Here is a 19,770-nt window from a genome sequence, read left to right as displayed (position 1 = left end):
GGTCGGCCGGTCGGCCGCAGCCGGTCGTGAGTGGTAATTCGGGTTAGAACCCGAATTACCACTCACGACCACCGGCCACGGCAAACGGTGACCTTGTTTCCCCAGGTCACGCACACAAGTGTCCCTGTAGTACTAGTACGCAAAAGGGGAATCGGAGTCAGCGAGCTCCGTACTGACCGCTCAGGTGACGCGAAAGACCGGCCAGCCGATCTCGGTGCGCCACGCAGCGGGATCGCTTGCGTCACGAGGGCCGGCGACGTAGACCTCCCGCACCGGCCCGGCCACCGACATCGCGTTCTCCACCACCCAGGTCCCGAGTTCGCCGTAGGTGACCTCGATGCCGTCGTGCTCGCCGACGTGGGTGGTGACGGCCAGTTCCGCGGCCGGAAGAATTGCGGGGTGCACGCGTCCGGTGCGGGGTGGCGCAGCGGTCGGCAGGTAGACGAGCGCGTGACCGCGTTCCTGTTCGAACAGGGCGTTGTCGTAGCAGCCACCCGGCGGTCCGGTCACGGCGGCGCCGACGGCCGCCGCCAATTCGGCCATCGCGCCTGCGTACCAGGTCGCGACGTCGCGATGCCCGACCACGGCCTCCACCGCCGCGACCGTCCGGGCGGGCTCCGCACGCAGCTCGACGTCGATCGGCGCGGGGTCGGGCCGGAGCAGGCGCCGCAGCGACACGACCGCGGCCCGGGTGCGGTCGAGCACGTCCTCGAGGCGTTGCAGGTGGTCCGCGACCAGGGCCGCCCGGACACCGGGGTCGGGGGTCCGCAGGATTCGCTGCACATCGCTCAGGGGGACGTCGAGTTCGCGGAGCCGGTGGATGACCTGCGCGGCCGGGATCTGGTCGACGCCGTAGTAGCGGTAACCGGTGGTCTCGTCCACCACGGCGGGTTCCAGCAGGGCCGCCTCGTGGTACCGGCGCAGGGTCCGCACGCTCAAGTGGGTCAGCCGCGAGAACTCCCCGATGCTCAGCACCTCTCCATTCTGGACTCTCTCCCTGGGGGAGAGTCCACGGCTTGACCCTCCCACGCCGTGAGGTCACACGATGGGCTCATGACACAGCACACCGATCTCCCGTCCGATCTGCTCCCGACCACCGTGCGCGAGTTCTTCGCCGCCCACGTCGTCCGCGACGCCGACACGGCCTCGTCGTTCCTCACCGAGGATGCCGTGGTCGTCGACCAGGGCGAGACCTTCCGCGGCCGAGAGGAAGCCCACGCGTTCCTGCGGGACGCCGGATCCGAGTTCGAGTACACGACCGAGCAGCTCGGCGCTCGCCGCGTCGATGACGCCCACTGGGTGGTGACCGTGCGGCTCGAGGGAACTTTCCCGGGTGGCGTCGCCGAGCTCGACTACCGGTTCGCGTTGCGGGATGACCTCGTCGCCGAACTCGTCATCGCCAACCACGCAGCCTGACCGAACCCGCGCTATGTCGATCTTCAGACGTGTACGTCACGGCGCGAACGATGCCCGACGGGTACGAGCACCCCGGCCGATTCATCGAGCGGACATGATGACGAGCGAAGGCGATGATCAGTGGCTCACTGAGCGCGCGGCGTACGGGTCAACGCAATCAGCCCCGGCGGAATCGAGACCGAAGCCTACGAAAGATTCGTGGAGCGGATCGCCGAGGGCGACGGACTCACCCGTGAAGCAGCCAAGCAGACCATCCACGACTCCCTCGGAGGAGTATCTGGGACAGCTCCTCGAACGAGACCGGCTGGAACGCGCTCCTCGGCGACGGCGTTCGCGGAGGACCGGACGTGTCTCCGTACGCTGCGCCTTCCCGTGCCGCCGACCTCTCCGGCCTGCCGTCCACGTTCGTCGACGTCGGGTCGGCCGAAACGTTCCGGGACGAGGACGTCGCCTACGCAAGCCGCAGGTGGCAAGCGGGCTGCCACGTCGAGCTGCACGTCTGGCCCGGCGGGTTCCACGGGTTCGACGTCGTGGTTCCTCGTGCCGTGCTCTCGCAGGACGCCACCGCTGCTCGAGTGGCATGGCTGCGCCGTCAGCTGGGGCGTGCCTCCCCGGTGCGGCGCTGAGCTACCCGCGCCGGGGTGGCCTGGCACGACCTGCCCGAGCGATTCGGGCCGTGGCAAGCAGTGTTGAAGCGCCATCACCGCTTCAGCGTCGAAGGCACCCAGGGCCAGGTCCTGGTCACGCCGCTGTTCTGGCGCTGTGACGCTCAGCGGCCCAGTTTCTTCAGGACGATCGCGACCACACCGAGCAGGAGGACGAGTAGCAGGATTCCGCCGCCGATGACGGCGAAGCGGAGAAACATGAAACCGAGCACTTCATGCATGGCTTTCCTTTCCGAACGAATCCGACGGAGGAAAGCTAGTGCGGCAGCCGGGTGGAGCGGGACCACCTGGCGGTGGAGATCCGGGTGGATCACCCGGCACGCCGGCCGGCGTGGGCGCAGTGCCCGATTTGTTGATCAATCACCCGCGGTAACCCCTTCGTCGAGGGGCCTCTCACTCGATCGTGTGGTTTGAAGTCACGAAAAGCCGTCGAGCTTTCACTCCACTTCACCGGGTGCCTCACTCTCTCCGGCTTCTAAGCTCACCCACAACCGTCTGCATTGGACAGTGGCCGTCGAGGGCCCGGCTGTGTGGAGTGAACGTTGAAGAGACTGTTGGCATTCGGGGCGGTGCTCCTGCTCGCGTCGACGGTGCTGCCGTTGACCGTCCCGGCCGGACCGGCCCTCGCGGACGCTTCGGACGGCACCTTGACCGTCCGGGTGATCCGTGACCTGAACGGAAACGGGAACTACGAGCCCGCCCTGGAGACCGGGGTGGCCGGGATCCCGGTGAAGGCCACCGACCCCGGTGGCGGCACGGCCACCGGGACCACCGGCGCCGACGGCACCGTCAAGCTGGCCACCGCGGGGCTGGCCGGCGGGAAGTACCGCGTCGAGGCGAGCATTCCCGCCTCGATGCCGTACCTGAAGCCGGCCCCGGCGGGTGGCGGGCTGAGCAGCCTGACGGCGTTCACCGACGTCTCCGGCGGCAAGAAGGCCGACCTGACGATGGGGCTGTGGAACCCGGCGGACTACTGCCAGGACAACCCCACGCTGGTCACCGCCTGCCAGCGCAACGGCATCGCGCCCGGGATCGACCCCAAGGCCCGGTCCGTGGTGAGCTTCCCGTTCACCGCGCGGGGCACCGGGACCCCGCCCACCGCGCTGGCCACCCAGGGCGACACCGGGACGGTCTACGGCATCGCGTACCGCAAGCAGGACAAGCGCGTCTTCTCCAGCGCGTTCGCCAAGCGAGCCGCCGCCTACGGTCCCGGTGGCACCGGCGGCATCTACGTGACGAACCCGGCGACCAAGAACACCAGCCTGTTCACCAAGGTGCCCGGCGCGGGCGGCACCGCGCACGCCATGCAGACGGACTTCGACCTGCCGTTCGTCAACGTGGTCGGCAAGGAAAGCCTCGGCGCGATGCGGATCAGCGAGGACGGCACCACGCTGTTCGTGGTGAACCTGGTCGACCGCAAGCTCTACCTCTACGACGCGACCGCGGCGACCGCGGCCGCGCCGAAGGCGAGCTACGCGATCCCGAACCCGAACTGCCCCGCGGCCGGTGACTGGCGGCCGGGCGGTCTCGGCGTGCACGACGGCGTCGTCTTCGTCGGTGGGGTGTGCTCCGGCGAATCGACGCAGAAGGCCGCCGACATGCGCGTGGTGATCCGGGCCTTCGACGCCGCCGCGGGCACGTTCGGCGCGGTGCTCGTCGACCACAAGCTGGACTTCAAGCGCGGCGACGCGCTGTGGGATGGCAGCAACACGCACAACTGGAACCCGTGGCAGGCCACCTACCAGCCGCCCGCACCGCAGGGTGGGCACCTGCTCGCCCACCCGGAACCGCTGCTGACCGACATCCGCGCGGAAGCCGGCGGTGACCTGGTGCTCGGCTTCCGGGACCGCTTCGGTGACCAGGGCGGGCACGACATGCCGCCGTCCGCGGGCTCCACCGAAAAGTACGACACCGTCAGCGGTGGCGACCTGAACCGCGCCTGCCGCCAGGCCGCCGGCTACGTGTGGGAAGGCACCGCGGGCTGCCCGAACAACAACAGCGCGGCCGCCAACGGCGGCGGGGAGCCCACCGACGTCGTCGAGTACTACCCCGGTGAGTACTTCAGCAGCGCGGCGGTCGGCAAGCCGCACAACGAGACCGCGCAGGGCGGTATCGCCGTGGTGTACGGGGCCGCGCGGATGCCCGCGACGGTGATGGACCCGACGGACATCAACACCGGCGGGATCGGCTGGTTCGACCGGGCCAACGGCACGATGATGAACGACAGCTACTCGAACAGCTACCTCCTCAACGGTTCGAACGAAGGCTGGGCGAAGGCCAACGGCCTGGCCGACCTGGAGGCGCTCTGCGACAACGCGCCGGTCCAGCTGGGCAACCGGGTGTGGTTCGACACCGACGGCGACGGCGTCCAGGGGCCGGCCGAGCCGGCGGTCGCGGGAGCCAAGGTGCAGCTGCTGCCCTGCGACGGCAAGGGAGCGGCGCTGGCCACCAAGACGACCGGCACCGGAGGCGAGTACTACTTCGGTGCCGCGGACGGTCTCAAGGCCGATACCTGCTACACGGTGAAGTTCGACTACTCGGGCATCGACACCGCCGCGCTGCCGGGTGCGCCACCGTTGGCCAGTATCAAGTGGACGGTCGCGAAGGCGGGCGGCAACCCGGGCATCGACTCGGACGCCGACCCGGCGACCGGCACCGCCAAGGTGACGATGGGACCGGCAGGCTCGGTCGACCACACCGTCGACGCCGGCCTGTTCGCTCCGCGGAACAAGCTCGGGGACTTCGTGTGGGCCGACACCAACGGCAACGGCCTGCAGGACGCGGGCGAGCCGGGTGTGCCGGACGTGCCGGTGGTGCTGAAGGACGGCAGCGGGAAGCAGCTGGCGACCACGAAGACGGGCGCGGACGGGAAGTACCTGTTCGACGGCCTGGCGGACGGCTCGTACCAGGTGTGCTTCGACCTGAAGAAGCTCCCGGCCGCGTACGCGGGTTACCTGGCGACGAAACCCGACGCCGGTGACGACACGAAGGACTCCGACGCCGACCCGGCGACCGGGTGCACCCCGGTGACGACGCTCGGCCCGGCCAAGCGCGAGGACCTGACCCTGGACGCCGGGATCCGGCCGCCGAACCGGCTCGGGGACTTCGTCTGGGCCGACAAGAACGGCAACGGCCTGCAGGACGCGGGTGAGCCGGGTGTGCCGGACGTGCCGGTGGTGCTGAAGGACGGCGACGGGAAGCAGGTCGCGACCACGAAGACGGGCCCGGACGGGAAGTACCTGTTCGACAAGCTGCCCGATGGCGCCTACCAGGTGTGCTTCGACCGGACGAAGCTGCCGGCGGACTACGCCGACTGGCAGTGGACCAAGCCGAACGCCGGTGACGACGCGAAGGACTCCGACGCCGACACGGCGAGCGGGTGCACCCCGGTCACCACGCTCGGGATCGACCACCGCGAAGACCTGACCCTGGACGCGGGCCTGGTCGAGCCGCGCAACCGCGTCGGCGACTTCGTCTGGCTCGACAAGAACGGCGACGGCCTGCAGGACGCCGGTGAACCCGGGGTGCCGGACGTGCCGGTGGTGCTGAAGGACGGCGGCGGCAAGCAGGTGGCGGCCACGAAGACGGGCCCGGACGGGAAGTACCTGTTCGACGGCTTGCCGGACGGCTCGTACCAGGTGTGCTTCGACATCGCGCATCTTCCGGCGCCGGTCGCCGACTACCAGCTGACCAAGGTGAACGCGGGTGACGACGCGAAGGATTCCGACGCGGATCCGGCCTCCGGGTGCACGCCGGTGGTGCAGCTCGGGGTGGGCAAGCGGGAGAATCTGACCCTGGACGCGGGTCTGGTCACGCCGCCGAACCGGCTCGGGGACTTCGTCTGGGCCGACCAGAACGGCAACGGCCTGCAGGACGCGGGCGAGCCGGGCGTCCCGAAGGTCCCGGTGGTCCTCAAGGACGGCGACGGCAAGCAGGTCGCCACCACGAGCACGGGTCCGGACGGGAAGTACCTGTTCGACAACCTGCCCGACGGCAGCTACCAGGTCTGCTTCGACCGGACGAAGCTGCCGGCCGACTACGCCGACTGGCAGTGGACCAAGCCCGACGCGGGCGACGACGCGAAGGACTCCGACGCCGATCCCGGCACCGGGTGCACGCCGGTCGTCAAGCTGGGCCCGGGTGGGCGGGAGAACCTGACCCTGGACGCCGGGCTGGTCGAGCCGCGCAACCGGCTCGGTGACCTCGTGTGGATCGACCGCAACGGCGACGGCCTGCAGGACGCGGGCGAGCCGGGGGTGCCGGACGTGCCCGTGGTGCTGAAGGACGGCGAGGGCAAGCAGGTCGCGGCGACGAAGACGGGTCCGGACGGGAAGTACCTGTTCGACGGCCTGCCGGACGGGTCGTACCAGGTGTGCTTCGGCGTCAAGCAGCTTCCGGCGCCGGTCGCCGACTACCAGCTGACGAAGCCGGACGCCGGGGACGACGCGAAGGACTCGGATGCGGATCCGGCCTCCGGGTGCACGCCGGTGGTGCAGCTCGGGGTGGGCAAGCGGGAGAACCTGACCCTGGACGCCGGTCTGGTCGCCCCGCCGAACCGCCTCGGTGACCTCGTCTGGGCCGACACGAACCGCAACGGCCTGCAGGACCCGGGTGAGCCCGGGGTGCCGGACGTGCCGGTGGTGCTGAAGGACGGCGACGGCAAGCAGGTCGCGACCACGAAGACGGGTCCGGACGGGAAGTACTCGTTCGACGGCCTGCCGGACGGGTCGTACCGGGTCTGCTTCGACCGGACGCAGGTGCCGCCGCAGTACGCCGGCTGGCAGTGGGTGAAGCCGGACGCGGGCGACGACGCGAAGGACTCGGATGCGGATCCGGCGTCCGGGTGCACGCCGGTGGTGCAGCTCGGGGTGGGCAAGCGGGAGAACCTGACCCTCGACGCCGGTCTGGCCGAGCCGCGCAACCGCGTCGGCGACTTCGTGTGGACCGACCGCAACGGCAACGGCGTGCAGGACCCGGGTGAGCCGGGTGTGCCGGATGTGCCGGTGACCCTGAAGGACGGCACCGGGAAGCAGGTCGCGACCACGAAGACGGGTCCGGACGGGAAGTACCTGTTCGACGGCCTGCCGGACGGGCCGTACCAGGTCTGCTTCGCCACCGGCAACCGCAAGCTGACCAAGCCGGACGCCGGTCCTGACGACACGAAGGACTCCGACGCCCAGCCGTCCGACGGGTGCACCAAGGTGGTCACCCTGGGGCCGGCGAAGCGCGAAGACCTGAGTCTGGACGCCGGGGTGCTCGATGCGGCGGCCCCGCCGAAGGCCCGTCCGCTGCCGAACACCGGCGTCCCGGGCGACTGGCTGGCGGCGTTGGGCGGTCTCGCGGTGCTCGCGGGCATCGCGGCTCTGCTGGTGGCCCGCCGGACCCGCGGAACGAAGGGCTGACCCAAGCGCCCCAAGGCGGCCTTCGGTGCGCGAGACGCACCGAAGGCCGCCTTGGTTGCGTGAGACGCAACCAAGGCCACCTTGGGGCGCTTGGGTGGTCAGGCGAGCAGGGCGTGGCCCAGCGGGACGTCGGTGGTGAACCCGGGCAGCACCAGGAAGGTCCCCGACGCGGTCGTCGTCGCGTAGCGCAGCAGGGCGTCGCCTTCGCTCATCCGGTGCTGGGTGGCCACGAACGTCCGCAGTTCCCGCTGGAACGAGATGAACAACAGCCCCTCTTCGGAGCTGTACCCACGCCGCAGCATCACGCCCGCCCCGACCGTCAGCGGGTGGGCTCGCCGCACGTGCGCGTCGGCCGGGATGCGGTACTCGCCGTCCGGGGTCTTGGCGCCCAGGTCGAGTTCCGGGCCGGACAACGGTTCCGCCGTCGCCTTGCGGCGGCCGATCACCCGCTCCTGCGCGGCCACCGGCAGGGCGTGGAAAGCCGCGGTGTCCAGCCGGATCCCGCGGACCACGGCGATCGTGCCGCCGCGGACCGCGGGCGGGCCGCCGAGCCACACGTCGGCGGCCAGCTCGGCGTCGGTCTTCGGCACCACGATGCCGTCGGCGAACCCCAGCACGTTGCGGGCCGAGCGGTCCGAAGAGGACGGTCCGCGGAACCCGGTCCGCCGCCAGCGCAACGACATCTCCGCGCCGGCGGTCAGCTCGGTCGTCGCCCATGCGGCGACGAGTGGCTCGTCCGCGCAGACCTGGAGCAGGAGGTCGCCGCCGCGGTCGCGGGGTGCGTCGCCGGGGAAGTCCGGCAGGTCCTGTGCCCCGGGCAGATCCGGGTCGATGGCCGCGACGATCCGCGGGCCGAGCCCGGCCGTGACCGTCAGCCGCGACGGCGGGAGGTCGGAAAGGGCGGGGTCCCCGCCCGCGGCCAGCGCCGTCGCCCGCCGGCCGAGCGTGGCCAGCGTGCCGGCGAGCCACGCGCGATCGGTCCCCCGTGGGAGATCCCAGACCGAAAGGTCGACGTGCCGCTGCGGCGGCGCGGGCCGGGCGATCCCGGCCTGCTGCGGCCCGACGGCGGCCACGACACCGGGATCGGTCGCGGCGGCCGGCGCGGAACAAGCGGACAACAGGCCGGCGGCACCGGCGCCGAGCAGCACCGAGCGGCGGGACAACGGGGGAGGAGTGGCCACGCGCGGATTGTGCCGCCTCGCCGTCACGGGACCGGCGCTTGTCACTCCACCAGGTGGCATTTCGCGTCGTGCGGGCTACGCGAGGCGGAACGCTCCTATTGTTTCGCCGTGCGTGCGCTTTCCGTCGTCCTGCTTGTCACCCTGGCCCTCGCCGGCTGCTCGTCCGTGGCCTCGTCGTTCCGGCCGGACACCGCCGGCGTCGCGACCATCCGGGTACCGCAGGACGCGCCGACCGTCCAGCAGGCCGTGGATTCCGCGCGCCCGGGTGACCTCGTGCTCGTCTCCCCGGGCGTGTACCGCGAATCGGTGCGGATCACCGTGCCCGGCCTGGTGCTGCGCGGCACGGACCGCAACCGGGTCGTGTTCGACGGCGAAGTGCGCCGGGCCAACGGGATCGTGGTCACCGCACCCGGCGTCGCCGTGGAGAACCTGACCGTCCGCGCCCATGTCCTGAACGGCATCCTCGTCACCGGGATGGCCGACGAGAGCGGCGGGCTGGCGCGGGGCAGCGACGGCTACACCCGGCTCGACCCGGCCCGGTTCCCGCCGGTGCAGGGCTTCCGCGTCTCGTACGTGACGGCGAGCAACAACGGGCTCTACGGCGTCTACGCCTTCGACTCCCAGCACGGGGTGATCGAGCACAGCTACGCGTCCGGCAGCGCGGATTCCGGGTTCTACGTCGGCCAGTGCCACCCGTGCGACATCGTGGTCCGCGGGAACGTCGCCGAGCGCAACGCGGTGGGCTACGAAGGCACGAACGCGTCCGGGCGGATGGCCGTGGTGGGCAACCGGTTCGTCGGCAATCGGGTGGGCCTGTCGGCGAACTCGGACTACCAGGAGGCGTTCGTGCCGCAGCAGGACGCGGCGATCGTGGGGAACCTGGTGGCGGCGAACGCCCAGCCGGGCAGCCCGGCCCAGGCCGACGGCGGCTTCGGCGTCGGCATCGGGATCGCCGGCGGCACCCGGAACCTGCTGGCCCGCAACCTCGTCACCGGCAATCCCGGCGCCGGGATCGCCCTCGCCTCCGCGGAGGACCTCGCGCCCTCGGGCAACCGGCTGGTCGGGAACGTGCTGTCCGGCAACGGCGTCGACGTCGCCTACGCGGCTTCGGACCGGGCGCCGGGGAGCGGGAACTGCCTGCAGGACAACGTCTTGACGAGTACCGCGCCGGCCGGGATCGCGGGGACGATGGCGTGCCCGGCGAGTCCCGGTCCGGCGGCCGGGGTGCGCCTGGCCCTTCCGCCGGCACCGCGCGGCGTGCCGTTCCCGGACGTGGCGGCCCCGCCGGAGCAACCGGGCCTGCCGGACGCGGCGACGGCGCCCCCGCGGCCCGCGCACGGCCTGCCCGGCCCGGTCGACCTGGACGGCTACCCGGTGCCGCCGACCGCGCTGCTGGCCGAGCACGCCGGGGTCAAGCCGTGAAGCGCCTGACGGTGTTGGCGGTGGTGCTGCTGGTGACGGCGTGCGGTGCGGAGGCGCAGCCGCGTCCGCTGTCGGCGGCGGAAGCGGAACGGCTCGCGCTCGCCCGGTTCGTCAACTACCGCTTCCGGGCGGAGAACTTCACGGCGACGGTCCCGACCGGAGGCGGCGTGATCGCCCTGCGGGGCCGCGTGGACTTCGTCCAGGGCCTGGGCTACGCCGAAATGAGCACGGAAGGCCGCGCCGACGAGGCATCGGCCGGGTTGCTGCAGTGGACCCCGGCGGCGGTGGCGTTCCGCGGCGGCCCCGGCCAGGCGGCGACGGACCCACCGCCCCCGGACCGGTGGCAGTACCGCCCGCTCCAGCCGGGCCCGGAGCTGGACACGGCGCTGCGGCTCGTACTGGGGCTGGGCGCGGACCGCCCGGACAACGTGCAGCTGCTGCGCCAGAGCTCGGCTCGGTGGGTCCGCGCGGACACGGTGGGCACCGTGGCGGTCGACGTGATCGACGGCCCCCAGCCGGCACACGCACCGAACGCGGTCAAGACGGCGAGGGTCCAGTACTGGCTGGACGCGGAGGGCTTGCTGCGGCGGGTGGAGGCCCGGGTGGGGGACCGGCCGGACCCGGTGGTGGTGAGCTTCACGCCGGCGACGTCGTCGGCGCCGGGGCCGGTGGCGGCCTTCGCACGGTGACCCGTCGCGCCCGGGCCGTCGCTTTCACGTGAAAGCGACGCTCGGACGGTGACCTCAGCGGGCCGGGCGCAGGTGCTCGGGGCGCCAGTGGCGTCCCCGCCGGGGCGTCCGCCAGTGGCGGCCCCGCAAGGGGCGCACCGGGCCCCGAGCCGCGAGGAACGCCGGCTGGTGCTCCGCGAAACCGTCCGCCGTGATCCCCATCAGCACCGGGTACCGGACTTCGCCCCGGCGCAGTTCCGTGTCCCGCGGCCGGCCCTCCTCGCGGAAGCCCAGCTCTCCGTGCAACGCCAGCGAGGCGAAGTTGCTGCCGTTGATGCTGACCTCGCACTTGCGGTACCGCCGCAGCTCGAACATGTACGCCAGCAGGACCGTGACCGCGTCGGCCGCGTAGCCGCAGCGGCGGTGCTGCGACCCGATCCCGATCCCGTAGCTGAAGTGACCGGTGGCCGGGTCGGCCTGGATCCAGATCGACCCGACCAGCGTCCGGTTGTGCAGGGTCTCGATCGCGAAGTGGAAGTCGTCACCGGCCGGGCCGCGGTGCGTCGCCCAGTGGCGGTAGCCGCCGACCGACCGGTCGGAGTCGCGGTCGAAGCCGATCAGGGTGCGGTGATCCGCCGGGCGGACCTCCCGCAACCGCACCTTCCACCCCGCCCAGCTCATCGGCAGTGATGGTACAGCCCGATCACCAGTAGCACTGCGTGGTCAGGTCGTCGAGCCGGACGAACTTGGACGAGCCGTTCGCCCCACCCCGGACGTGGCGGCCAGCAGCCTTTCTCGATCCGTAGCGCTCGTCCGAGCCCGCGGGACCGGCGGTGATACGTCCGGTAACGCCGGAATCGGCCGGGGCGACGGACCGGGCACGATGAACCTGATGCCCTTGCCGGACCGGGCCGCGAGCGACGGCTTCCCGCGCTGCCTGGCCGAGCTGATCGAGCTGTGCCGCGCCCACCTCCCCGCCCGGACGGCCGAGGCCCCCGAGCACGAGGAAGAACAGCGCATCGTCCTGCGCCGAGCGCTGGGGTACCTGGACCACGACTACCCCGATCTCCCGGAGCCGTTCTTCGGCGCACTCGTCCGCGCGGCGGTCCACGACCCGGACCCGAGCCTCGACCGGCAGTTCGTCGAGCCGCTCAAGGCCGCCTTCGGCACCCGCCGGACGCAGCAGGCGCTCCTCGAAGTCCTCACGACCGGCACGAACCCGGAGCGTGCCGGGGCGGCCCGCGCCTGGTACTGGGCCTCCCTCGAGACGCTCGACGACCTTCAGGACCGCTGGAACCGCGCCGCGCTGGGCGAGTTCGTGGCCAACGACGACCTCGACGTCCGCCGGTGCGTCCTGCCCCAGCTCACCCTCGACCCGGCCGCCTACCCCGCGGGGCTGCATCCGCTGGTCGCCGAGGCCGTGCACCTCGCGCGGACCCACTCCGACGACTACCTGCGGCACCGCGTCGAACTCCAGGTGGCCGACCCGGAGGACTGAGGTGTCACAAGCTTCGCCCCGCCGGTGTCTTGAGGTCGTTCCACCCGACGACCCAGTGAGGACGAAACCATGGACACCCGCCTCGACCTGTTCACCACCGAGACCGGCTCCCGGCTGGCCAAGCGGTTCGCCGGCCTCGGGCAGGTCATCGACCGGTCGCCGCTGCCGAAGGCCACCCAGGAGCTGGTCAGCCTGCGGGCCAGCCAGATCAACGGCTGCGGCTGGTGCCTCGACATGCACACCAAGGAAGCCACCGCGGCCGGGGAGTCGGCGGTCCGGCTCGCGCTCGTCGCCGCTTGGCGGGAGTCGACGGTGTTCAGCGAGGCCGAGCGGGCCGCGCTCGCACTGGCGGAGGAGGGGACCCGGCTCGCCGACGCGGCCGAAGGCGTCTCGGACGAGACCTGGGCCCGGGTGCGCGAGCACTACGACGACGAGCAGGTCGCCGCGCTGGTCGCGCTGGTCGCTTTGATCAACGCCGCCAACCGGCTCGCCGTGATCGTGCACCAGAAGGGCGGGTCCTACGAGCCCGGGATGTTCGCCGCGCTGGCCGAACGCGGCTGAGCGGGACGCTTCAGCAGCGCGGCGAGGACATAGCCGAGCACGACCACCGGGGCGATCGCGAGGAACGCCCCGCCGACGTGCCCGGCCACGTCCTCGCCGAGCAGGGTCCCGAAGGCGGCGACCCCGAACGCGGCGCCGATCGACCAGGTGAAAAGGACGTCGAGCGTCATCGGGCTTCCGGAACGGTGATGGTCTGGTACTCGGTATAGGTGCCGAGCCCGACGGCGCCGTACTCGCGGCCGAGGCCGCTGGCCTTGAACCCGCCGAAGGGGCCGTCGAAGCCGATCGGGGCGCCGTTGATCGTGACCGTGCCGGTCCGCACGCGGCGGGCGACGGCGAGCGCGTGTGCCGGGTCGGCCGACCACACCCCACCGGACAGGCCGTACTCGGAGTCGTTGGCGATGCGGACGGCGTCGTCCTCGTCGTCGTAGGCGATGACGACCAGGACCGGGCCGAAGATCTCCTCCTGCGCGATGCGCATGGAGGTGTCGACGTCGGCGAACAGCGTCGGCGTGACGTAGTTGCCCGCTTCGAGGCCCGGCGGGACTTCGGGGCCCCCGGTGACCAGCCGCGCGCCCTCTTCGACGCCGAGGCGGATGTAGCCGAGGACGCGCTCCTGCTGGTCGCGGCGGACCATCGGGCCGATGAACGTCCCGTCGTCGGCCGGATCGCCGACGCCCAGGGACTCGATCAGGTCCTTCAGCCCGGAGACCACCTCTTCGTAGCGGCTGCGCGGCGCGAGGATGCGCGTCTGCGCGATGCACGATTCGCCGTTGTTGAGCAGGGCACCGAACTTCAGGCCCTGGATCGCCGCGCCGAGGTCGGCGTCGGGCAGGATGATCGCCGCCGACTTGCCGCCGAGCTCGAGGCTGACGCGCTTGAGCTGCTCCCCGGCCAGCGACGCGATGCGGCGCCCGGCGCGGGTGGATCCGGTGAAGGCGATCTTGTCGACGTCCGGGTGCTCGACCAGGTGTTCGCTGGTCTCGCGGTCGGCGGGCAGGACGCTGATGACGCCCTCGGGCAGGCCGGCTTCCGCGAGCAGTTCCGCGAGGAGGTTCATGCTCAGCGTGTTCTCGGGCGAGACCTTGAGGACGACGGTGTTGCCGGCGAGCAGCGCGGGGATGATCTTGGCGGACGCCGAGGAGAACGGCGAGTTCCACGGGATGATCGCGGCGACCACGCCGATCGCCTCCCGGCGCACGACCGACCGGAACGGCGCGGCCGGATCCGACGGTTCGAGGGTCTCCTCCCAGCCGAACTCTTCGGCTGCCTTCAGATAGGCGTTGACCTGCCGGGTCAGGCCGGGCTGTCCGGCCTTGGTGAACCAGAGCGCGGAGCCGTTCTCCGCGGAGATGAGCGCCGCGATCTCGTCGGCGCGCTTCTCGCGCAGGGCGGCGAGCTTGCGGACGACGGCGATCCGCTCCGCGGGCGAGGTGTGCGGCCACGGGCCCTCGTCGAAGGCTTTCCGGGCGGCGGCGACGGCGCGGTCGACGTCGGCGGGCAGCGCCTGCGCGGCGCGGCCGATGACCGAGTTGTCGTGCGGGGACCGGATGTCCAGCAGCTCGGTGCTGCTCGGGGCGGTCCACGTGCCGCCGATGAAGAGTTCTCCGTAGGTGATCACCGCTGCTCCCTATGTTGATCTGCCACATCAGTGTAGCACTTAACTGTCTCAGTAATGTGACGGTTAGTGCTAGGGTGGGAGAGTGAGAGCCGATGCCGCACGCAATCTCGGACTGCTGCTGACCACGGGCGCCCGCATGCTCGCCGAAGATCCGGCCACGAGCATCGCGGCGATCGCGGCGGAGGCCGGCGTCGACCGCCGGACCGTCTACCGCCGGTTCACGAGCCGGGAGGAGCTCCTGGCCGCGGTCTACCAGGCCCGCTTGGACGCGATCGAAGCGGTGATCGAGGCTGCCCAGCTGTGGGAGGCGCCGGTCCCGGTGGCCCTGCACCGGTACGTCCAGGGGATCGTCAGGGTCAACCGCACCTGGCCGACCGAGGTGAGCCGGATGCGCTCGGACCCGGAAATCTGGGCCCGCCGCCTGCGCGCGGTCGAGGAGGTCGACCGGTTTCTCAAGCGCGCCAGGGACGAGGGCTTCCTGCGGGTGGGGCTGCCGGCCCGCTGGCCCGGCAGCGTCCTGGGGTCACTGCTGCAGCTGTCCACAAAGGACCTGTCGGTCCTGAACGACGTCCAGGCCGCGGACGTCATCGTCGACACGTTCCTGCGGGCGTTCGGCAAAGAAGACGCGGGCAGGTCGTGAGTGGTAATTAGGGTTCTAACCCTAATTACCACTCACGACCTGCCGCGGTAGGGCGGGTCAGCCGGCGGCGACGATGCGCCACCGCTGGTTGGCACTGCCGCTGTCGGCGTACTGGCCGAGCTCGGAGCCGCTGCCGGTCCGGCCCATGCCGTCGAGGTACAGCCCGGTGCCGCTGTTGCGGATGCGGACGTTGTTCGCGTCGGTCACCACCGACCACTGCTGGTTGCCACTGCTGCCGCCGGTGTACTGGCTCGCCGCGGCGCCGTTGGTGGTGCGGCCCGCGCCGTCGAGGTAGAGGCCGGTGGCGCGGTTCTTGATCCGCACGCGGTTGCCGGAGTTCTCGATGACCCACTGCTGGTCGTAGCGGCCGGGGTCGCCGCTCGCCTGCCCGGCACCGGAGCCGCTCGCCGTCCGGCCCAGGCCGTCGACGGCCAGCCCGGTGGCGGCGTTGACGATCCGGACGTACGTGCCGCCCCCGCTGCCCAGGCCCCACGCGTACCGCAGCCGGGTCAGCCCGCTGGGGTTCGACAGCGACAGCTTGATTCCCGGACCGGTGCCGGCCTTGGTCGTCATGCTGTACCAGTCGCCGTCGCGCAGGCCCGGCCAGTACACGCTGCCGACGCCGAGGCTCCGCAGTTTCTCGCTGACGCCCCGGATGTAGTCGGCGAAGAACGACCCGCTCGGGATGCTGTAGTCGAGGGTGCCGTACTGCACGCCGTTCTTGCTGCCGGGCGACATCGGGCCGCCCCACTCGGTGACGACGGTCCGGTCCGCGTACGCGCCGATGTAGCCGCCGATGTGGTCGGCCCACTCGGTTTCGCTTTCGTAGCCGGCGAAGAACGAGTAGTCGTGCGCCGCCAGCAGCGTCCCGTCGAGCCGCCGGTCGCCGCCGACCGCCGGGACGTTCTGGGCGTACCCGGTGCCGTCGAGGATCACCCGGGCGCGCGGCACGCCGGGATACCGGGCCAGCCAAGCGTTGTAGAAGTTGTTCAGGTCACCCGCGCTGTAGGCGTACGGCTCGTTGATGACCTCGAAGTAGGCGTTCGGGTTGCTGCCGTACTTGGCGACGACCGTGTCCCACATCTGCTGGAACCGGCCCGTGTCCGTGGGCTTGCCGCCGGTGTAGGCCCAGTAGGCGAGGATCACCTTGCCCTTGGTGAGCGCGGTGTCGATCGCCCCGGTGTAGGTGCCCCAGTAGCCGGAGACCGTCGGTTCGTTGATCGGCAGCCGGACCGTGTCGGCCCCGGTGATCGAGTACAGCTGGCCGACGACCTGGTTCGCCGTGGCGGCTGCCGAGGAGTAGGTGTCCGAGGCGCCGAGCCCGGACACGTAGAGCACGCCGTTGACGAAGTTGTCCCGCGTGTCGGCCCAGTTGACGCCCTTGAGCCCGGAGGTGGACGCCTGGGCCTGCGGTGGGACGGCGGCCAGCAGCCCGCCGGCGAGTGCGGTCACCGCCAAGAACCGGAGCGCCTTGGACAGCGTCCTGCGGAGCACGGAGGGGGTTGGTCTCATCGTTGGTTCCTTCCCGGATCCCTGCGCAGCTTCGAGACACTGGGTAACACCTCGCCCGGGGGAACGGCCAGAGTTCCGAAGCGAAACGCTCAAGATCGGTCACGAAAGAACACGGCCGTGCCGCATTGAACAGAACGCGTCCGTTCAATGCGGCACGGTGTCCGGTGGGTCAGCCGAAGTTCACTTCACTGCACCACATGTACGTCTGGTCCTGGTGCGAGGCCTGCCAGATCGTGAAGACGACGTGGTGCCCGCGGTAACCGCCGGAGGTCTGGACGTTGAAGGTGATGTCCTTCGCCGGGGCGTAGCGGCCGGTCTGCGTGACCTGGTCGAGGTTGCCCCAGCCGAGCCGCTGGGTGACCGGGTCGTAGCCGTTCTTGCTGACGTAGACCCGGATGAAGTCGGCACCGTGGCTGGCCTGGTCGTAGAGGTGCATCGAGAAGGTGCTGCCGACGCTGGTGGTCCGCCACTGGCCGGGGGTGTTCAGGGAGTTGTTGCGCGCCAGGCCGTTGCTGCACAGCTGTCCGTCGGGCGTGGCGCCCTGGAAGTTGCCGTGCAGCCCGTCCCGCAGGGCACTCATCCAGTTCCACATGGTGTCGGCGTTGGCCTGGAAAGCCGCCCAGCACATGGGATCCTGCTGCTGCATGGCGGGATTCGTGTGCTGGCTGCCCCAGTCCTTCCAGCACTGGTAGGCCCGGGTGGCGGGGCCGACGATGGTCCCGTGCGCCGAGGCGGTGGGTACCCCGACGAACAGGCAGGCCAGGCCGGCGATGACGAAGGCGATGAGGCCTCGTCGTCCGGTGTCCGACCCGGAAAAGACGCGTTTGCGCATGGATGAGCCTCCATTCTCAGAAAGAGCGAGTGGTGGTGGTTCATGTGGGAGCGCTCCCAGGGTGGCAGCAGCTTATTCTTGATCCGGACAAACGTCAACCAAACGCCGGACCAGGAATGTGGTTATTCCCCATCGTCGGCGTTTTCGAAAAGACCGGAATTTCCACCGAAACTTTCGGCCTGCGTGAACCACCGGCGTCTCCACCGGCCGGAACCGGAATCCCTGACCCGAAGCCCGGGGTGCCTCGGGGATTCCCCCCGATTGTCCGCCGCGCCGGGCCCGCTGACCTCGGACGGAGTCTCCCAGCGCCTGCGGGTGCCCCACCGGCGGTATGCCGCACGGCGCCGGGTGACCTATGCTGGGGTGAGCGGTCAAGAAGGCGGCCGGCACCGGATAGACCCCCTGCGCTCGGGGCATCGATTGTCGCGCGGTCCCTTTTCCGCGATTTCACTTCAGCGTTGTACCTAGGTGTGGCCGAAGGAAGCAGGCCACCGTGACCCACCGTCAAAACACGCTGCCCGCGAAGTCCCCGGCCGTCGACGCGCCCGCCGCGTTCCGGCTCACCATCCACCGGCCGGCGCCGGACACCGGGGTCGTCGAGGTCGTCGGTGACCTCGAGGTCGCCACGGCCCCGCGGTTGCGGGAGCTGATCGCGACCGAAGTGGAAGGCCCGCTCAGCCACCTGGTGCTCGACCTCCGCGGCGTGCGGTTCCTCAGCGCCACGGGCCTGGCGGCCATCGAGTACGGCCACCGGCTCGCCACCGGGCGGGGCATCGTCTGCACGGTGCGCGTCGCCGCGGCCGGCCGGGCACTGCGCGTCATCCAGCTGCTGCCGGTCGGGTTCGCCGACGCGATCGAACTGGCTTGACCAGTCACCTGGGTGGCTACGGCCGCCGCCCGAAAGATCGGGTCGAGCGCGCGTAGATTTCCCGGAGCTTCGCGGCCCAGCGTCAGAGCTTGGTCGCGAAGACGGCCTCGAGTTCCGCCTGGTACTCGTCGCGCTCCGCGGCCGTGCGGGCCAGCTCGGCTCGGAGCCGGTCGGCGTCGCGGACGGCGGCGGCGAGGTCGTACTCCACTTCGCCGGCGAAGGAGTCGCGGTAGCGGGCGTGGGTGACGGGGGACGGTGAAGTCCTTGTCGCGCGGGTCGAACGACACCGCGATGAGGCCGTCGCCGCTGACGGATTCGCCGACGGAGTGCTCGGCGATGACGTGCGCGCCGGCGTCCAGCAGGATCCGGAGGGCGTTCTGGTGGGTGAGCGGGTCGCCGGAGATGCCGTGGTGGTGGGTGGAGACGACGAGAACCGCACCCGTCCGGCTTCGAGGTCGCCGCGAGCGCGCTCGAGCAGGACCGTCTCGGCTCCCTGGACGTCGGCCAGCACGAGGTCGGCCCGGTCCAGCCCGGTTTCGGCCAGCAGGGACGCCAGATCGTGCTGCGGGACGTCGTACACCTGTCCGTCGCTCTCGGCTTCGAAGGCCAGCAGCTCGCCGGGGGCGGCTCCGACCGCGGCCGGCACGAACCGGACGCGGTCTTCGCAGCCGTTGAGCGCGGCGTTGCGGCGCCCGACGTCGAGTCAGGCGGGATCCGGTGGAAGACGATCTCTTCCTGCGGCTCGTGGTGGCCCCGCAGCGTCCGGATGACCTTGGCCATCCAGGTGCCGTAGTAGCCGCCTTCCTCGACGAACGGCCCGTTGTGCATGACCTGCACGCGCGCGGCTTCGTGCTCCCGGCACACGCCGGCGTCGGCGACCTTCGGGATGACGTCGGCAGCCACGCACGCGGCGGTGGCCGGCATCCGGCCGGCCGGCGCCGGATCGAACCCCGTGACATCGGGAACCAGTCGCTCCGCAGCACCTCCAAGACGGGGAGACGCTAACGGCTGAATGATCGTCATCGGCTCGCGCCGCCGCGGAGACTCGGCGTCACCGCGCGAACCGAACTCGCCGACCTGGTGCTCGCGAACAGCCCGGCCTGAGCCGCACCCCCGGGGCGCTCGACGTCGGTAGCGCGCGGCCGGCCGGTCAGGCGCCGAGACGGCGGTAGATCCGGCTGGCCAGCGAAGCCGCCAGCTGGTTGAGCGGCGAGTGCGGATCCAGCTGCGCGAACTGCCCGAGCAGTTCCGCCGCGGCGTAGGCCTCGGCCTCCGAGACCACCGCCGCGCACCGTTCCCGCCGGCCCCGCTCGACGAGCCGGGTGAGCGCGTCGGCGTACTCGTCGAGGTCACGCACGTCGAGCAGGCCGTAACGCTTGCCGAGCGGATCCTGCATGACCTCGTCGCTCATCGCCTGCACCCTCCACTCGGTACCCCTGCCGGCCCTGCCCGAAAATCTAAGGTGACTGGAGTAGACATTCAAC

General features: G+C 71.1%; 18 protein-coding genes and 1 pseudogene. 10 read left to right on the top strand and 9 right to left on the bottom strand.

Annotated elements, in window-relative coordinates; all coding sequences use genetic code 11:
- Positions 1-180: 180 nt before the first annotated feature.
- Positions 181-975 (bottom strand): MerR family transcriptional regulator, encoded by a 795-nt coding sequence (locus ACLJQF_RS42040; protein WP_410615896.1) that lies wholly within the window; start codon positions 973-975, stop codon positions 181-183.
- A gap of 78 nt (positions 976-1,053) precedes the next feature.
- Between ACLJQF_RS42040 and ACLJQF_RS42035 the strand changes: the two genes are divergently transcribed.
- From ACLJQF_RS42035 to ACLJQF_RS42025, 3 genes and pseudogenes are all read left to right on the top strand, one after another.
- Positions 1,054-1,416 (top strand): nuclear transport factor 2 family protein, encoded by a 363-nt coding sequence (locus ACLJQF_RS42035; protein ID WP_410615895.1) that lies wholly within the window; start codon positions 1,054-1,056, stop codon positions 1,414-1,416.
- Between the two features lie 275 nt (positions 1,417-1,691).
- Positions 1,692-2,042 (top strand): annotated as a pseudogene (locus tag ACLJQF_RS42030) (alpha/beta hydrolase); the annotation flags it as partial.
- Positions 2,043-2,623: 581 nt separating this feature from the next.
- On the top strand, positions 2,624-7,483 hold the full coding sequence (locus tag ACLJQF_RS42025; RefSeq protein WP_410615894.1) for an SdrD B-like domain-containing protein: 4,860 nt from the start codon (positions 2,624-2,626) through the stop codon (positions 7,481-7,483).
- Between the two features lie 98 nt (positions 7,484-7,581).
- Here ACLJQF_RS42025 and ACLJQF_RS42020 read toward each other — a convergent pair whose 3' ends face one another.
- The gene (locus tag ACLJQF_RS42020) at positions 7,582-8,664 is read right to left on the bottom strand and encodes a Dyp-type peroxidase (RefSeq protein WP_410615893.1); all 1,083 of its coding nucleotides are present in this window, start codon (positions 8,662-8,664) and stop codon (positions 7,582-7,584) included.
- A 108-nt stretch (positions 8,665-8,772) separates the two neighbouring features.
- On the opposite strand from ACLJQF_RS42020, the gene ACLJQF_RS42015 reads away from it, so the two are divergent.
- Both ACLJQF_RS42015 and ACLJQF_RS42010 read left to right on the top strand, forming a co-directional pair.
- The gene (locus tag ACLJQF_RS42015) at positions 8,773-10,086 is read left to right on the top strand and encodes a right-handed parallel beta-helix repeat-containing protein (protein WP_410615892.1); all 1,314 of its coding nucleotides are present in this window, start codon (positions 8,773-8,775) and stop codon (positions 10,084-10,086) included.
- Positions 10,083-10,775 carry a hypothetical protein gene (locus tag ACLJQF_RS42010; RefSeq protein WP_410615891.1) on the top strand — a complete coding sequence of 231 codons (693 nt, stop codon included), beginning with the start codon at positions 10,083-10,085 and terminating at the stop codon, positions 10,773-10,775. The genes ACLJQF_RS42015 and ACLJQF_RS42010 overlap by 4 nt, the downstream gene beginning before the upstream one ends.
- 54 nt (positions 10,776-10,829) lie before the next feature.
- Here ACLJQF_RS42010 and ACLJQF_RS42005 read toward each other — a convergent pair whose 3' ends face one another.
- Positions 10,830-11,435 carry a GNAT family N-acetyltransferase gene (locus ACLJQF_RS42005; RefSeq protein ID WP_410615890.1) on the bottom strand — a complete coding sequence of 202 codons (606 nt, stop codon included), beginning with the start codon at positions 11,433-11,435 and terminating at the stop codon, positions 10,830-10,832.
- A 211-nt stretch (positions 11,436-11,646) separates the two neighbouring features.
- On the opposite strand from ACLJQF_RS42005, the gene ACLJQF_RS42000 reads away from it, so the two are divergent.
- Entirely contained in the window at positions 11,647-12,252 is a 606-nt protein-coding gene (locus ACLJQF_RS42000; protein WP_410615889.1) for a hypothetical protein, read from the top strand.
- Positions 12,253-12,321: 69 nt separating this feature from the next.
- On the top strand, positions 12,322-12,813 hold the full coding sequence (locus ACLJQF_RS41995; protein WP_410615888.1) for a carboxymuconolactone decarboxylase family protein: 492 nt from the start codon (positions 12,322-12,324) through the stop codon (positions 12,811-12,813).
- Here ACLJQF_RS41995 and ACLJQF_RS41990 read toward each other — a convergent pair.
- Entirely contained in the window at positions 12,771-12,983 is a 213-nt protein-coding gene (locus ACLJQF_RS41990; protein WP_410615887.1) for a hypothetical protein, read from the bottom strand. The genes ACLJQF_RS41995 and ACLJQF_RS41990 overlap by 43 nt on opposite strands.
- Entirely contained in the window at positions 12,980-14,434 is a 1,455-nt protein-coding gene (locus ACLJQF_RS41985) for an aldehyde dehydrogenase (RefSeq protein ID WP_410615886.1), read from the bottom strand. Before ACLJQF_RS41985 ends, ACLJQF_RS41990 begins: the two co-directional genes overlap by 4 nt.
- 82 nt (positions 14,435-14,516) lie before the next feature.
- Here ACLJQF_RS41985 and ACLJQF_RS41980 point away from each other — a divergent pair, with 82 nt between their 5' ends.
- Positions 14,517-15,074, top strand: a complete 558-nt coding sequence (locus tag ACLJQF_RS41980; protein WP_410615885.1) for a TetR/AcrR family transcriptional regulator — start codon at positions 14,517-14,519, stop codon at positions 15,072-15,074.
- Positions 15,075-15,131: 57 nt separating this feature from the next.
- Here ACLJQF_RS41980 and ACLJQF_RS41975 read toward each other — a convergent pair whose 3' ends face one another.
- Both ACLJQF_RS41975 and ACLJQF_RS41970 read right to left on the bottom strand, forming a co-directional pair.
- Positions 15,132-16,586 (bottom strand): RICIN domain-containing protein, encoded by a 1,455-nt coding sequence (locus ACLJQF_RS41975; RefSeq protein ID WP_410615884.1) that lies wholly within the window; start codon positions 16,584-16,586, stop codon positions 15,132-15,134.
- A 169-nt stretch (positions 16,587-16,755) separates the two neighbouring features.
- Entirely contained in the window at positions 16,756-17,418 is a 663-nt protein-coding gene (locus ACLJQF_RS41970) for a lytic polysaccharide monooxygenase (protein WP_410615883.1), read from the bottom strand.
- A 493-nt stretch (positions 17,419-17,911) separates the two neighbouring features.
- On the opposite strand from ACLJQF_RS41970, the gene ACLJQF_RS41965 reads away from it, so the two are divergent.
- Positions 17,912-18,286 carry an STAS domain-containing protein gene (locus tag ACLJQF_RS41965; RefSeq protein WP_410615882.1) on the top strand — a complete coding sequence of 125 codons (375 nt, stop codon included), beginning with the start codon at positions 17,912-17,914 and terminating at the stop codon, positions 18,284-18,286.
- 82 nt (positions 18,287-18,368) lie between these two features.
- On the opposite strand, the gene ACLJQF_RS41960 is transcribed toward ACLJQF_RS41965, so the two are convergent.
- Positions 18,369-18,932, bottom strand: a complete 564-nt coding sequence (locus ACLJQF_RS41960) for a hypothetical protein (RefSeq protein ID WP_410615881.1) — start codon at positions 18,930-18,932, stop codon at positions 18,369-18,371.
- A 71-nt stretch (positions 18,933-19,003) separates the two neighbouring features.
- On the opposite strand from ACLJQF_RS41960, the gene ACLJQF_RS41955 reads away from it, so the two are divergent.
- Positions 19,004-19,291: a hypothetical protein gene (locus ACLJQF_RS41955; RefSeq protein WP_410615880.1), complete on the top strand. Its 288-nt coding sequence runs from the start codon at positions 19,004-19,006 to the stop codon at positions 19,289-19,291.
- 145 nt (positions 19,292-19,436) lie between these two features.
- On the opposite strand, the gene ACLJQF_RS41950 is transcribed toward ACLJQF_RS41955, so the two are convergent.
- Positions 19,437-19,697 carry a hypothetical protein gene (locus tag ACLJQF_RS41950; RefSeq protein WP_410615879.1) on the bottom strand — a complete coding sequence of 87 codons (261 nt, stop codon included), beginning with the start codon at positions 19,695-19,697 and terminating at the stop codon, positions 19,437-19,439.
- Positions 19,698-19,770 lie beyond the last annotated feature (73 nt).

Origin of the sequence: Amycolatopsis sp. lyj-109 (genome assembly GCF_046548995.1) — a bacterium.
Taxonomy (GTDB): Bacteria; Actinomycetota; Actinomycetes; order Mycobacteriales; family Pseudonocardiaceae; genus Amycolatopsis.
The sequence above is the reverse complement of the archived record's forward strand: the minus strand, read 5'-3'. Positions and strand labels throughout refer to the sequence as shown.